Source organism: Streptomyces sp. NPDC059696 (genome assembly GCF_042733745.1).
Taxonomy (GTDB): domain Bacteria; phylum Actinomycetota; class Actinomycetes; order Streptomycetales; family Streptomycetaceae; genus Streptomyces.
This window is the reverse complement of record NZ_JBHWFG010000012.1, coordinates 144,399-157,596: the sequence shown is the minus strand read 5'-3', so window position 1 is coordinate 157,596 and position 13,198 is coordinate 144,399. Positions and strand designations below refer to the sequence as shown.

The window sequence follows — 13,198 nt, the reverse complement described above, 5'->3', positions numbered from 1 at the left end:
ACCAAGATTCAGGACCGACCTATATCCCACCTCTTACGAGATCCCTAACTTTGCAAGCGCGGACGGGAGGGCTCGGAGGGGCGTGAGACGGCTGAAAGGCTGGATACACCACCACACAGGGGCAGTGCACGAAGATCCAGAAGAACGAAGTACGGCGGAGCGCTCGTGAACGTGCCGAGGCGCGTCGCAACGAGAGAAGGGGTGCCGTCCCGGGCGCTCAGGTCCGGTTCGCCGGGGTGATCTCGTCGAGCAGGTCGCGGATGCGCTGCTCGATCTCGTCGCGGATGGGGCGCACCGCTGCGACGCCCTGCCCGGCCGGGTCGGGGAGTTCCCAGTCGAGGTAGCGCTTGCCGGGGAAGACGGGGCAGGTGTCGCCGCAGCCCATCGTGATGACGACGTCGGACGCCTGGACCGCTTCCACCGTGAGCACCTTGGGCACCTCGGCGGCGATGTCGATGCCCACTTCCGCCATGGCCTCGACGACGGCCGGGTTGACGGTGGCGGCGGGCGCGGAGCCCGCGGAGCGGACCTGGACGCGGTCGCCCGCGAGGTGGGTGAGGAAGGCGGCGGCCATCTGGGAGCGTCCGGCGTTGTGGACGCAGACGAACAGGACGGACGGGGTGGTGGTGTCAGGCACGGGCTGCGTCTTCCTGGGGTGCGGGGACAGCGGCTGGGGTGGCGGGGAAGTGGCGGCGCGCGTACAGGGCGACGTACACCAGGCCGATGAGTGCGGGCACTTCGATGAGGGGGCCCACGACGCCGGCGAGTGCCTGGCCGGAGGTGGCTCCGAAGGTGGCGATGGCGACGGCGATGGCCAACTCGAAGTTGTTGCCGGCGGCGGTGAAGGCAAGCGTTGTGGCGCGCGAGTGGTCCAGCCCGACGGCGCGGCCCAGGGCCATGGACCCGGCCCACATGACGGCGAAGTAGACCAGCAGCGGCAGAGCGATACGGGCGACGTCGAGCGGTTGCGAGGTGATCGCGTCGCCCTGCAGGGCGAAGAGGATGACGATGGTGAAGAGCAGGCCGTAGAGGGCGAAGGGGCCGATGCGCGGGACGAGCCTGGTTTCGTACCAGGTGCGGCCCTTGGTCTTCTCGCCGATGCGGCGGGTGAGGTAACCGGCCGCGAGCGGGATGCCGAGAAAGACGAGCACACTGCGGGCGATCTCCCACACCGACACGTTCAGGCCGGTCTGTTCCAGGCCGAGCCAGCCGGGCAGGGTGGAGAGGTAGAACCAGCCCAGCGCCGAGAAGGCGATCACCTGGAAGACGGAGTTCAGGGCGACCAGGACGGCGGCGGCTTCGCGGTGTCCGCAGGCCAGGTCGTTCCAGATGATGACCATGGCGATGCAGCGGGCCAGGCCGACGATGATCAGGCCCGTGCGGTAGGCGGGCAGGTCCGGCAGGAACAACCAGGCCAGGGCGAACATCAGCGCCGGGCCGACGACCCAGTTCAGCAACAGGGACGGCAGCAACAGGCGGCGGTCGCGGGTGACGGTGTCGAGGCGGTCGTAACGGACCTTGGCCAGCACCGGGTACATCATCACGAGCAGGCCTGCTGCGATCGGCAGGGACACTCCCGTGACCGTCACCGCGGCCAGCGCGTCACCCAGGCCCGGAACCAGGCGGCCCAGGCCGAGTCCCACGGCCATGGCCAGCAGGATCCAGACAGCCAGGTAGCGATCGATGAAGGACAGGCGTCCCGCCACGTTCCCCTCGGCGGCCGCAGCGCTCACGAGGCGGCCCCGGCAGGCGCCGTGCGGTCGGGCAGTGATTCCCCCGCCGGGCGGGTCAGGATCGCGGCGAGCCGGTCGGTCATCTCCGGGACCAGCCAGTAGTAGACCCACGTCCCGCGCCGCTCGCAGTCGATCAGACCGGCCTGCCGGAGCAGCTTCAGGTGATGGGAGATCGTCGGCTGGGACAGGTCGAAGGCCGGGGTCAGGTCGCACACACAGACCTCGCCGCCCGCGCGTGAGGCGATCATCGACAGCAGGCGCAGCCGCACGGGATCACCCAGCGCCTTGAACACCTTGGCCAGCTCCACCGCCTGGCCCTCGTCCAGGGGGGCCGTGAGCAGCGCGGGGCAACAACCGCCGGCCGCTTCGTCCTGGCCCAGGACGACGAACTCTTGATTCGACATTCCTCTATGTTGACATCCTTCGATTCAGGGCGCAACGTTGCATCGAAAGGCATCAATACAACTCGTTGGGAGTCGTGCCATGTCTCGCGCTCAGCTCGCCCTTCGCGTCAGCGACCTCGAAGCGTCGATCACCTTCTACGCGAAGCTGTTCGGCACCGGACCGGCCAAGCGGCGTGAGGGCTACGCCAACTTCGCCCTCACCGAGCCCCCGCTCAAGCTCGTCCTGATCGAGGGACAGCCCGGCGAGGCCACGCGCCTGGACCACCTCGGCGTCGAGGTCGAGTCCACCGACCAGGTCGACGCCGCCACCTCTCGCCTCAAGGACGCCGGCCTGGCCACCTTCGAGGAGAACGACACCTCCTGCTGCTACGCCCTCCAGGACAAGGTGTGGGTCCACGGCCCCGGCCAGGAACCCTGGGAGGTCTACGTCGTGAAGGCCGACGCCGACCAGCTCGGCAAGAGCGCCGACCCCGGCACCGGCGGGGACGCCTGCTGCGCCGGCCAGGCGACCGGGGAGGCCCCGGCGGCCACCGGATGCGCATGCGGGCAGTGAGGTGAACGGGCCCGTTTCATGACGCCTCGCACGGCGAAGCACGCCGCTGCTCGCGTCTTGGTCACAGCGGTTCGGCGGTCTTACAGGGGTCGTCGGAGGTGATCCGGCCGATGAGGCGTCGTGCCTGATCCTCGGCTGGGACATCTCGGGTGACGGGCAGGTCGAAGGTGAAACCGGGGCCGTGGGGTGCCGTACTGCGGCGGCTGGTGAAGTACACCTCCACCCCTGCCGGTTCCTCACGCCTCGGCTCCACTCGGTCCACCACGCAGTCCCAGCGCTCGAACCAGCCGCCGCGCACGAGCTCCTGGGTGACGAGCCGGGCGACCGTGTCCACGGGCTGTTCCCAAGCCGTGTCCGCGGCGGCGCGCGCGAGTTCCGCGTCGTACTGAGCGGCGTCGAAGTGGACGTCCACGGGGACGGGTACCCGGATGTCGTTGGTGTTCTGCCATGAGGACCACACCACCCTGTCGCCCCGGCGCTGGATGGTGACGAAGATGCCCCCGCAGCAGCCCGTGCAGCAGTCGTTGTTGGACAGCTCGACGCGGCGGGGTTCCTCCAGCGCCGCCAGCGGCCACCCCTCAGCCGACCCGCACCACTCCCTCCGCGAGCAGCTCGACACCCCGCCGGGATGGATCTCCGCCAGCACGTCCCGGTCGTCGATCAGCGGACGCACCTCCGCCCACTGGTCGATCGCGAGCGGGTGCGGCATCGCGTGCCGCAGAGCCAGTCTGCTGGTCCGGGTGGGGGTGGTCATGCCGTGCATCATCGTCGACCTCGACGTGTACCGAAAACCTTTATCGGGAGCTGCGATTCCGCCCGCGCCGGGAACCTGCATGACGTCCGAGGGGACCTTCTGACCGCCAACCCACCACGCACGTGCAGGAGTTGATGGCCTTCATCGCTGTGCCGTTGAGCTGCGCCTGGCTGGGCGCGCGCTCCTCACCGTCCGCCGCAGCACACGGCCGTTCGCACCTACGGGGTCGGTGAAGCCGTGTCTCCTCACAACACCCCGCCCTGCACCGGGCCGAGGCTCGCGGTGACAGCTGGCCACCGATATCAGACCAGCGGGATGCAATATCCCTGCCCAGATGCGCTGGCGGCATAGCCGTCGCACTGTAGTCATGAGGGGGTTACCTGGTGGCACCAGGCACGGGGAGAAGACATGAGTGAATCGCTGCGCCAGAAGAGCCACAGCGCCACAAGAGTCGGGCATCGGGCCTCCGTCAGTAGGATTCGGTGGCTGTTTCCGATCGCCGGTATATTGGCGATGGTGTCGGCCCTCGTGGTCGCTCCGGCCACTCCGGCTCACGTGACGCAATCCGCTCCAGGACGTGTCGTGGGCGACCTACCTGATCTCACGTCCTACTGCAAAGCCAAAGGGTTCCAGGACGCCAATTGGCAAGTTGTTCGGACTGTCGGCGACTGGAAATGTCTCAGCCCGCGCGGCGCCATGTCCATCACAAATGACGCGTCGAGCATCGAGACTCTGACATGGGATGAGGCCTGCGACCTCTTCTATGGCGTCAGATACGGCGACACGAAGCCTGTCAATGCTGATCCCGACGACCCAGCAGGCGGTGTCAAGTGCACAACGCCCTAGCCGCCTGAACCACCCCCACCTGCGCCCAACCACTGCGTGCGGCCGCTAACTTGCGTAGGCACCGACAGACTGAATACGCGGGAACAACCATGTGGACATATAGGCATCGCGCGCTGTCGGCAGCTGCCGCGCTGGCCCTGTCGGCAATGGCTTTCTGTGCAAGCCCCACGGCCAATGGTTCCGGGGTCGCACGTGGCACTCCGGGCAGTGGATGGTTCAACACAGGACCAGAAGAACACAATCTGATATTCGAGAACTCGAGCGTCCGCATTACATGGGGGCCCGTTTACGTGGAATCTGCAGAGTCCAGCGGTGAGCCCTCATGGATCTACTATGTGATCCGGTACGAGAATCACAGCGATAGCGCCGAGGAACTCGACTGCGAGGGTTATTCACAGCCCGATACAGTGAGGCAGCTCATCGCACCGACAGAAGACGACCTGGGCGAACCGTTCAATGCTGAGCAAACTGTCTGCAGCGAAAGTGGCGGCACATCGAGCACAACGCTTGGTCCGGGCGAGACTATCGAGCAGGGTGCATGGTTCAGCGAGGTTCCGTCGGACGGCAGCACGGTATCCCTGGAACTCGTGGACGAGTATGGCTTTCCGGGGTCCTCTGCATACCAGAACCCCTACTGGGAGCCTTACGACGGACCATCACGGGCAACCCCCGACAGCCCCTGACCGGTGGCTTGCGAAGGCAGCCGGCAGCTGACGACTGCATGGCGGTTGGGCCGAGGCTTCGGGGGTCCTGCGTCAGAGCGGAAGGTCGCTGCGGCCCTTGAGCTGCCGTGTGACCGCGGGCCGGTCGAGCCCCACCCGTAGGCCCCGTCCGGGTACTGGACGGGGCACACGGGTGGGGTGCGGCTCAGTCCAGGTCCCTTCGGCCGCGGATGGAGCTCGTCCACATGGCCAGGGGGGTCAGGAAGCCGATGGCGACGATCAGCCAGAGGGCGCCTCGGCTGCCGAGGAGGGTGCCGGCGATGCCGGCGGTCAGGGCGCCCACGGGGACCGCGCCCCAGGAGACGAAGCGGACGGTGGCCATGACGCGTGGCAGGAGTTCCGGCGGGGTGACCGTCTGGCGGTGGGTGCGGGCGAGGACGCTGAGGACCACCGCCGCCGCGCCGACGCCCACGTTGCCGAGGGCGAACAGCAGCAGGCCCCAGCCGCTGCCGGCCAGGGGCAGCAGGACGGTGGCACAGGTGCCGGCCAGGGTCGAGTACAGGATCGTGCGGGCGCTGCCGAAACGGTTGGCCAGAGTGGTGGTGACGGCGGCCCCGATGAAGCTGCCCAGGCCCTCGGTGGCGATCAGGACGCCGACGAGGCTCGCCGGGGCGTCGAGCGTCCTGACCAGGAAGACGGGGATGAGCGCCATGAGCGCGCCGAGGGTGAAGTTCACCAGGGTCGCCGCGGCCGCGCACAGCCGGATGACCTTGTGGCGGACGACGAAGTGCCAGCCCTCCTTGATGAGCGACAGTGTCGACTCGCGCCGGCCCTGCGGCGACGCCGGCACCGCGGGTCTCGGCAGGCTGCGCAGGAGCACCGCGGAGACGAGGTAGCTGACGGCGTCGAAGACGAGGCTGACGGCCGCGCCGCACAGTTGGACCAGCACGCCTCCCACCGCCGGGCCGCCCATCTGCGTGGCGGCGGCGGAGCCGGAGGTGAGGCTGTTGCGCGCGGTCAGTTCCTCCTTGCTGACGATCGACGGCAGGAAGGTGGAGTTGCCGACGTCGAACACCACGGTCGCCAGGCCCACGACCAGGGCGACGACGACGAGTTGCGCCAGGTGCAGGACGTCGAGGAGGGCCGCGACGGGCACGGACAGGACCGCGAGGGCCCTGATGACGTCCATGGCCACCTGGGTGCCGCGCAGCGGCAGGCGCTGCACGATGACGCCCGCGGGCAGGCCGATCGCGATCCAGGCGGCGTACTGGGCCGCCGGGAGGAGGCTGACTTCAAAACTCGACGCGTGTAGAACGCTGACGGCAAGAAGGGGCAGGGCGACTGTGGTGACCGCGTCGCCGACACCGCTGATCGTCGTGGCGGTCCAGAAGCGCCAGAACAGCGACGCCCCCTTCGCTGTCCGGCTGGTGCCTGATGCGCCATCAGGTCTGGTCGTCTGGTCGGCCGTCACCGGTCCCCAACCTCCATGAGAATCGCAGCCGTCGCAGCCTGTGCGGCCATTACGGGTATTGCAGGTATGGCACAGCTCGCACAGTTCGCCGGTCTCGCTGATTTTGCTGACTTTTTATGCTTCGGGCGTTGCGGATATTGCATGATCGATGTCAGCTCGCGTTTTCCCCGACGACGTCGTCGGCGCCCGCTTCGAGCAGACCCGAGGTGGCGATGAAGACACCCAACTGGCAGCGGCTGCGCGCTCCGAACATCTCGTAGATCTTGGAGATATGGCTGCGGCAGGTCCGCACGCTCAATCCCATACGGCGGGCGATGGTTTCGTCCGTCTCTCCGTCGGCGAGCAGCTTGATGATGGACAGCCGGACACCCGAGAGCAGGACCTGCACTTCGGGGGCGCGGTTCTGGGAGGGGAAGGGAGTTCCGAGGAGCCAGGCCCGCTCGAAGATGCCGACCAGGAATTCCACTATGGCCGGCTGATGGATGGCGAGGGCGACCTCGCGATCGCTGCGGGCCGGGATGAAAGCGACCTTGCGGTCGAAGATGATGAGGCGCTCGGCGAATTCCTCGAGGCTGCGGACCTGTCCGCCGTGCTTGGTCACCTGGTTGACGTAGCGCCTGGTGGCCGGGCTGAAACGGGCGGAGTGCTGGTAGACCGTGCGCATCCGGATGCCGCGGTCCAGCATGTCCTTGGTGGCCGACCAGGCCGATGCCAGGCTCTCCGCGCTGCGGCCGCCGCCCGGCTGGGCCGTGAGGACCTCCTCCTGGCACCGTGCGGCGGCCCGCTCCAGCTCGGCGTTGATGGCGTCGTGGCCGACCAGGGTGACGAACTCCAGGTTGCGGTCGGTGCCGGCGACCGCCTCGGTGTAGGCGTCCTGGTACTTGCCGAGGTCGGCGCGGAGCCGGAACGCCTCGCGTTCCAGGGTCTCGATCTGCCGGTCGAGCGGTGCGAGGAGTCTCGACGCCGCATGGCGTGGAGTGGAGACGCTGAAGGTCTCTCCGTCCTGGTGGACCGGAACCAGCAGGTTGTAGCGGCACAACCTCTCGACGGCGGCGGCGGTGCGCTCTCTGTTCCAGCCGAGCGTCTCGCTCAGGCCGCTGAGTGAGACCTGCCTCTGACGGACCGCCAGAATGTACACCCGTTCCGGATCCGCCTCGCTTTCTGACGTCACATCAGCAATTGCTATATGTTTGAGTGGTGAATTACTCACACTGTCCCCCTCCGCGCTGACACGCGCAAGCAGACCAGCCACCGTGGCCCTCGATGGACTGGCCCCTGTCTCCACACGAGGAAATTGCGGACGACGGTCCTGGCCACATCACAGGATCCCCGCTGAACCCCCCGGAATGGTCGTCGCCGCACCCGCCGCATTCGGCCGCTGCCGAATTGGGCAAGCGGAGAGTAAGCGTATGGTCCCTACAGGCAGTCGACAGTACGGTTTTGAGACACAGTTCAAGCCAGAATGATTGAATTCGGCCCTATGGCTGAAGGGTTACCGGAGTGGGTTCCGGCCGGTCAGGCGCGTGTGGCGGAATCCGTCCAGGCGATGAGGTCCTCGATTTCCACCACGCAGTCCCCGCAGCCGGATCCGGCGCCCGTCTCGTCACGCACCGCCGCCGCGTCGCGCTGGCCCGCCCGGATCGCCGCCACGATCTCACTCTCGGGCACCCGCGCGCACAGGCAGATCAGCGGATCGTCAGGGTCGGACACCGTCGCCCAGTCCCTCAGCCCAGCGGACGAGTGCGGCGTCGGCGAGTGAGGACGCCAGCCAGTCGTGGTCCAGCGCGGCGCCCGGCAGCGAGGGCACGGTGACGACGTAGAGGCCCGCCGCCCGGGCCGACGCGATGCCGGTGGCGGAGTCCTCGAAGGCGACCGAACGGCCCGGGAGGGCGCCCAGGGCCTCGCAGGCCACCAGATAGAGGTCGGGCGCCGGCTTGGCCGTGGTCACCTCGTCGGCCGCGAAGGACACCGGGAAGCAGTCGGCGAGGCCGGAGGAGGTGAGCGCGGTGTCGAGCAGTTCCCGCGGGGAGTTGCTGGCGACCGCCACGGGGACGGCCGCGGCGCAGCGCTTGACGAGTTCGGCGGCGCCGGGCAGCGCGTCGGCCCCCTGCGCCAGCTCCTCGCGTACCAGCCCGAGCAGTTCGGCGGCGAGTTCGCGGCCGGCACCGGGGCGGCCGAAGTACTCGGCCATCGCCTCGCCCGCGCCCTGCAGCGTACGGCCGATGACCAGGGCCTTCTGCTCCGGTCCGAAGGCGTGGCCGTGGGCGGCGAAGATCTTGGTCTCGGCCCGGGTCCAGCAGACCTCGGTGTCGACCAGGAGTCCGTCACAGTCGAAGACGACGGCCTGCGGGGTGGGGGGAAGGGCGCTCACTCTTCGTTCCTCCAGTCGGCGGCCGCGACGGTGGCGAGCAGCGGCGCGACACCCGGTTCGTTGCAGTCGATCCATTCTGTCAGCACCGACAGGACGTCCCAGCGGGCGGCGCCCGGGGGCAACTCCGTTTCGCCCAGGGCCGTCAGCCAGTGCCGGACGGCGTCACGCGAGCGGTGTTCGCGGGCGAGCGCGCCCCACCGGTCGGTGCGCCCGGCGAGCCGGTCGAGGCTCGGCTCCGCCGCCAGGTCGTGCGACGGGACGTCCTGTTCCAGCTCGGCGACCAGGCTCCGGGCCGGGCACGGCTGCCCCTCGGCGGGCGGGCTCTGCGTGAGCGCGGCGCGCAGCCAGGCGGTGCCCGTGCGGTAGGTGAACAGCCGCAACTCCCGGACCAGGTCGGCCGGTTCGTCGGGGGTGTGGACGAAGTTGAACAGCCCGTTGACCCGGCCGAAGCGGGTGCGCAGGTCACGGCCGTGCGCGGAGGAGGGATCGGCCGCTCCCTTGGCGGCGGTCAGCCGTACGCTCGCGGGCAGGCCGGATCCCGCTCTGCGCGTGTCACGCAGCAGGACGAGCGCGGACGGGCCGGAGCCCAGCAGGTGGTCGACGACCGCGATGCGCTGTCGTGAGGCGGCGTTGAACTGGTAGCGCCAGATCTCCCTGGTCAGGACCGGGTCGAAGGCGAACGCCCGGGCCGCGAAGGGCTTCCAGCCCTCCTCCTCCAGGATGTCCAGCACCCGCGGGCCGCGCCGGCCGGCCAGGGCGTCCGGCTTCAGGACCACGAAGGTGTTCGCGTGCAGCCAGGCCCGCTCGCTGGGGGAGCCGAACAGCTCCAGTCCCTCGCGCGCGTAGGTGTCCAGGCGGTACAGGTCCCGCTTGTGCGGGTCCACGGTGAGGGAGTCGAACGCCCGCGGCAGCACGGCCGAGCGGGTCGCGCCCGGCACGTGGGGGTCCGCCGGCGCCGGGGCGGCGGTGGTCGTCGTGGTCACCTGTCCTCTTTCCCGGCGGTCGCGGCACCGCCGCCGATGAGCTCCAGCACGGTTGCGCAGGCGGGGCGCTGCGGGTTCACCAGGTGCATGTGGCGTGCGCCGGGCACGGACACCGTGGTCAGCCGTGGTCCGTCCTGCGGCCAGTGGTCCAGCTGGTGGCGGGTGAGTTCCGCCGGTACCGCCTGGTCCTCCTGTGCGCTCACCACCGTGACGGAGGCCGCGTCGGCCGGGGCGAGCACGGGCGTCGCCTCCCGGTGGGTGCCGCCGGCGGCGAGGTGTCCGGCCAGGAAGACGTCGACGGCTCCCTCGCCGACCCCGAGGCGGGCCGCTTCGGCGAGGTCGCTCACCGGGGCGAGCAGCACGACGCGGGCCCCGCGGGCCTGCCCCTGGAGGGCGGCGAGCAGCAGATGGGCGCCCGCGGAGTGGCCCACGAGCACGGCGCCGTCCCAAGTGCCGTCCTTCTGCCCGAGCAGGTGCAGGGCGGCCCGGCAGTCCTCGGCGGCGCCCGGCCAGGCCCCGCCGTCCCAGCTCGGCCGGTACTCCAGCACGGCGACCCGGTGGCCGCGTTCGGCCAGGGCGAACGCCAGCGGTTCCAGATCCTGCGCCGTACGGTCGTGCCGCCAGAAACCGCCGTGCACCAGCACCACCGGCGCGGCCTGCGGCATCTCGGCGACGGGCGCGACGGGCGCGTCGCCGTCCTCCGGTTCCGCCGGCCCGTACAGGTCGATGCGCTGCCACCCGGACGGCCCGTACCGGAGGTGACCGAAGGCCGTGCTCACAGGAGGCCGAACGCTTCGAGTCGCGACAGCCAGTGGTGCATGCGCTCGTCGGACATGCGCACCTCGGCCCGGCGCTCGGCGGACTCCTCGGCGGCGCCCAGGCGGTACCAGACCGTCCCGTCGTCGCGGCGGATCATGAAGGCGCGCTGCTTGCGGGCGGGGCTCTGGATCATCAGCGAGATCGTCTCGGGCTCGGTGATGGTGGTGTGCAGCTGCTCGTGGTCGAGGGTGATGCACCGGCCGGCCGGCTCCTCGCGCACGAAGTACGGCCAGAAGCGGGAGACGTCGGCGCTCTCGTCGAGCGGCTGGTCGGTCGCGTACAGGGTGTGCTGGTACGCGCCGTGCAGGATGTAGGCGGTGAAGCTGTAGCGGTGGTTGTGGACCCGCTCGTACTGGTCGGTGTTGGCGAGCCGGAGCCGGATGCGCAGGCCCTTGTCCTGGTCGTCCCAGATCACGATCTTGTCGTCGAGCGCGTGGCACTCGAACTTCTCGCGCAGCTCCGGGGTGCGCAGCGCGCGGCCCACGAGGGTGCGCAGCAGCGCCCGGTCGTCGCCGAGCCGGCGGGCGATCGCCTCGGTGATCTCCGCCGCCGCCTCCAGGTCGTCCCAGCGCACCTTGGGAAGCGAGGCCATGAGCGCCTCGGCCTTGGCGACGTCCTGCTCGGAGGGCGCGGTCAGCAGGATCGACGGGGCGGGGTCCAGCAGGTCGTCGCCCGGGCGGGTCACCATCACAGCACCTCCATGGCCCGCAGACGGCCGGTGAGTTCGTCGAAGTAGTCCTTGCTGATGCGCTTGCTGCCGCGGCGCTCGGCCTTTTCCTTGTCCTCGCCGAAGCGCCACCAGACCCGGCCCGTCTCGCGCTCGGTGATGATCGAGCGCTCCTTCTCCGCGGGGCCGCGCAGGAAGAGCGAGACGGTGTCGGGGGTGGTGTACGTGGTGTGGATCTCGCTGTGGTGGAGCGTGTAGCAGTTGCCCGCCTGCTCGTGGGTGACGAACCGGGGCACCACGCGCAGGTCGGTGGGCACGGCGTCGAAGTCGTCCTGGGCGCTGCGCGGGATGTCCTCCTCGGACAGGCGCCCGGTGAGTTCGTGCCGCACGTGCTTGTACTGGCCGCGCATGATCAGCGAGGTGAAGGTGAACCGGTGGTCGTGCGGCCGGTCGCGGTGGTCCTCGGTCGAGACGTGCACGCGGATGCGGAAGCCGCGGTCCAGGGCGTCGTAGATGACGAGCTTGTCGAGCAGCCGGTGGTGCTCGCACTTGTCGAAGAGGTCCTCCTCCTCGCGCGCCCGCTCCAGCAGCTGCGTCAGGGCCGCCTTGTCCTCGGAGAGCGCGGTGAGGATCTCCTTGGTCTGCGCGCGGGCCTTGGGGAGATCGGACCAGTCGACGACCAGCCGGTCGAGTGCGTCAAGCATGTGGGGCTCCTTCTTCGGATTACGCGACGGGGAGACGGGCTTCCGACCGGACGGGCAGTCCGAACACCCGGTGCGCGGTGCCGGCGGCGAGGGTGCGGACGTCCTCGGGGGACAGGCCCTGCGACTGCGCGTTGGCCATCTGGCGGGCCAGCGGCACGGAGCCGGCCGCGACGATGCCGTCCTGCTGGTACCAGAGCGCGTTGTCCACGCGGTGGTGCAGGTCCTGGCCGCCGAGCCGTGCGGAGTCGCAACGGTCGGTCATCATCATCGAGTTCTCCACGCCCATCAGCTGGACGGCGCGGGTCGCGATGGCCAGGTCGACGTGCTCCCCGTCGAAGTTGATGCAGGCGCCGATCCGGCCGGCCGCCGCCTGGCGCATGATGGCGGCCGGGACCGGCCCGACGATCCGCGCCATCCGGTCGAGGGTCCAGCCGGGCAGGTCGTAGGAGGCGATGACGGCGTCCCGCTCGGCGCGCGCCCGGGCGCTGCGGAAGGCGTGCCGGATCAGCAGCGGCATGTCGTTGAACAGGTGGTCGGTGACGACGCGGACGCCGTTGCCGTTCCATTCGCTCTGCCAGGCCATCTCGACGATCTCGTCGACCTGTTCGGCGCTGCGCTGCGGATCGGCACGGGTGAAGTGGCCGAGCGCGGGGCGGATTCCGTGGGCCATCAGGAGCGGGACGAGCCACTCGAAGCCCGTGTCGCGGGCGGTGGGCTCGTCGTGGAGTTCGGAGGCGGGCGAGAACGCGTCCGGCGACAGGACGGTGTACGTCAGCCCGTACGGTCCGAGGGCGGCGAGGCGCTCCCACTCGTGTCTGCTGGGGGCCCAGACGGTCGACGCGGGAGTACCGCCGTGGCTGGCCAGCAGCGGCCCCTCCAGGGCGATGCCGGCGACGTGCGGCAGCAGTCCCTCGCCCCGCATGCGGTGGTACTCGTGCACGAAGGCCTCGAACTCGGCGAGCTGCTGCCGGTGGAGGTACATCGTGGGCAGGCTGAGGACGCCCTCGCTCGCGCACCAGGCGTCGAGGCGCGCGAGGTCGACCTTGGTGAAGTCCGAGAAATCGACGTCACCGAACCCATGGCAATGGACTTCCACGGGCGGCAGCCCACTCCATGGATTCGCCATAGGCGACCTAGACCCGCTCGCTGCAGTGGATTCCACGAGACAACTCCCCATCCAATAAGTTGGCCTTAGTGATTGTCGTTCACCGTACTCCGCTGCTACCAGTCC

At 69.5% G+C, this 13,198-nt stretch carries 15 protein-coding genes; 2 read left to right on the top strand and 13 right to left on the bottom strand.

Features of this window, described 5'->3' with window-relative positions; all coding sequences use genetic code 11:
• Positions 1–217: 217 nt before the first annotated feature.
• From ACFV20_RS16105 to ACFV20_RS16095, 3 genes are read right to left on the bottom strand one after another with little or no spacing between them, the layout of a single operon-like run.
• Positions 218–637, bottom strand: coding sequence for an arsenate reductase ArsC (locus tag ACFV20_RS16105; RefSeq protein WP_385656819.1), 420 nt, complete (start codon positions 635–637; stop codon positions 218–220).
• Positions 630–1,733 carry an ACR3 family arsenite efflux transporter gene (gene arsB, locus ACFV20_RS16100; RefSeq protein WP_385656815.1) on the bottom strand — a complete coding sequence of 368 codons (1,104 nt, stop codon included), beginning with the start codon at positions 1,731–1,733 and terminating at the stop codon, positions 630–632. Before arsB ends, ACFV20_RS16105 begins: the two co-directional genes overlap by 8 nt.
• Complete coding sequence (locus ACFV20_RS16095) at positions 1,730–2,137, bottom strand: ArsR/SmtB family transcription factor (RefSeq protein ID WP_385656812.1); 408 nt, start codon at positions 2,135–2,137, stop codon at positions 1,730–1,732. Before ACFV20_RS16095 ends, arsB begins: the two co-directional genes overlap by 4 nt.
• A 79-nt stretch (positions 2,138–2,216) precedes the next feature.
• Between ACFV20_RS16095 and ACFV20_RS16090 the strand changes: the two genes are divergently transcribed.
• Positions 2,217–2,690, top strand: coding sequence for an ArsI/CadI family heavy metal resistance metalloenzyme (locus ACFV20_RS16090; RefSeq protein ID WP_385656809.1), 474 nt, complete (start codon positions 2,217–2,219; stop codon positions 2,688–2,690).
• A gap of 61 nt (positions 2,691–2,751) precedes the next feature.
• Here ACFV20_RS16090 and ACFV20_RS16085 read toward each other — a convergent pair whose 3' ends face one another.
• Complete coding sequence (locus ACFV20_RS16085; RefSeq protein ID WP_385656806.1) at positions 2,752–3,444, bottom strand: hypothetical protein; 693 nt, start codon at positions 3,442–3,444, stop codon at positions 2,752–2,754.
• A gap of 1,136 nt (positions 3,445–4,580) precedes the next feature.
• On the opposite strand from ACFV20_RS16085, the gene ACFV20_RS16080 reads away from it, so the two are divergent.
• Positions 4,581–4,973: a hypothetical protein gene (locus ACFV20_RS16080; RefSeq protein ID WP_385656803.1), complete on the top strand. Its 393-nt coding sequence runs from the start codon at positions 4,581–4,583 to the stop codon at positions 4,971–4,973.
• Between the two features lie 184 nt (positions 4,974–5,157).
• Here ACFV20_RS16080 and ACFV20_RS16075 read toward each other — a convergent pair whose 3' ends face one another.
• From ACFV20_RS16075 to ACFV20_RS16035, 9 genes are all read right to left on the bottom strand, one after another.
• Entirely contained in the window at positions 5,158–6,423 is a 1,266-nt protein-coding gene (locus ACFV20_RS16075) for an MFS transporter (protein WP_385656801.1), read from the bottom strand.
• Between the two features lie 151 nt (positions 6,424–6,574).
• Positions 6,575–7,594, bottom strand: coding sequence for a LuxR C-terminal-related transcriptional regulator (locus ACFV20_RS16070; RefSeq protein WP_385656798.1), 1,020 nt, complete (start codon positions 7,592–7,594; stop codon positions 6,575–6,577).
• 344 nt (positions 7,595–7,938) lie between these two features.
• A complete protein-coding gene (locus ACFV20_RS16065) occupies positions 7,939–8,133 on the bottom strand; it encodes a (2Fe-2S)-binding protein (protein WP_385656795.1) in 195 nt (64 codons plus the stop codon).
• Positions 8,120–8,794, bottom strand: a complete 675-nt coding sequence (locus ACFV20_RS16060) for an HAD family hydrolase (protein ID WP_385656792.1) — start codon at positions 8,792–8,794, stop codon at positions 8,120–8,122. Before ACFV20_RS16060 ends, ACFV20_RS16065 begins: the two co-directional genes overlap by 14 nt.
• Positions 8,791–9,777 carry a nucleoside-diphosphate kinase gene (locus ACFV20_RS16055; RefSeq protein ID WP_385656789.1) on the bottom strand — a complete coding sequence of 329 codons (987 nt, stop codon included), beginning with the start codon at positions 9,775–9,777 and terminating at the stop codon, positions 8,791–8,793. Before ACFV20_RS16055 ends, ACFV20_RS16060 begins: the two co-directional genes overlap by 4 nt.
• Positions 9,774–10,556: an alpha/beta hydrolase fold domain-containing protein gene (locus ACFV20_RS16050; protein WP_385656786.1), complete on the bottom strand. Its 783-nt coding sequence runs from the start codon at positions 10,554–10,556 to the stop codon at positions 9,774–9,776. Before ACFV20_RS16050 ends, ACFV20_RS16055 begins: the two co-directional genes overlap by 4 nt.
• Positions 10,553–11,284: a hypothetical protein gene (locus ACFV20_RS16045; protein WP_385656783.1), complete on the bottom strand. Its 732-nt coding sequence runs from the start codon at positions 11,282–11,284 to the stop codon at positions 10,553–10,555. The genes ACFV20_RS16050 and ACFV20_RS16045 overlap by 4 nt, the downstream gene beginning before the upstream one ends.
• Entirely contained in the window at positions 11,284–11,967 is a 684-nt protein-coding gene (locus ACFV20_RS16040) for a hypothetical protein (RefSeq protein ID WP_194042695.1), read from the bottom strand. The genes ACFV20_RS16045 and ACFV20_RS16040 overlap by 1 nt, the downstream gene beginning before the upstream one ends.
• A 19-nt stretch (positions 11,968–11,986) precedes the next feature.
• On the bottom strand, positions 11,987–13,063 hold the full coding sequence (locus ACFV20_RS16035) for a hypothetical protein (RefSeq protein WP_385656780.1): 1,077 nt from the start codon (positions 13,061–13,063) through the stop codon (positions 11,987–11,989).
• Between the last annotated feature and the right edge of the window lie 135 nt (positions 13,064–13,198).

Excerpts from the sequence above, each read along its gene's own strand:
- ACFV20_RS16095 (WP_385656812.1), bottom strand. The coding sequence starts at position 2,137 with ATGTCGAATCAAGAGTTCGTCGTCCTGGGCCAGGACGAAGCGGCCGGC.
- ACFV20_RS16090 (WP_385656809.1), top strand. The coding sequence starts at position 2,217 with ATGTCTCGCGCTCAGCTCGCCCTTCGCGTCAGCGACCTCGAAGCGTCG.
- ACFV20_RS16085 (WP_385656806.1), bottom strand. The coding sequence starts at position 3,444 with ATGACCACCCCCACCCGGACCAGCAGACTGGCTCTGCGGCACGCGATG.
- ACFV20_RS16045 (WP_385656783.1), bottom strand. The coding sequence starts at position 11,284 with ATGGTGACCCGCCCGGGCGACGACCTGCTGGACCCCGCCCCGTCGATC.
- ACFV20_RS16040 (WP_194042695.1), bottom strand. The coding sequence starts at position 11,967 with ATGCTTGACGCACTCGACCGGCTGGTCGTCGACTGGTCCGATCTCCCC.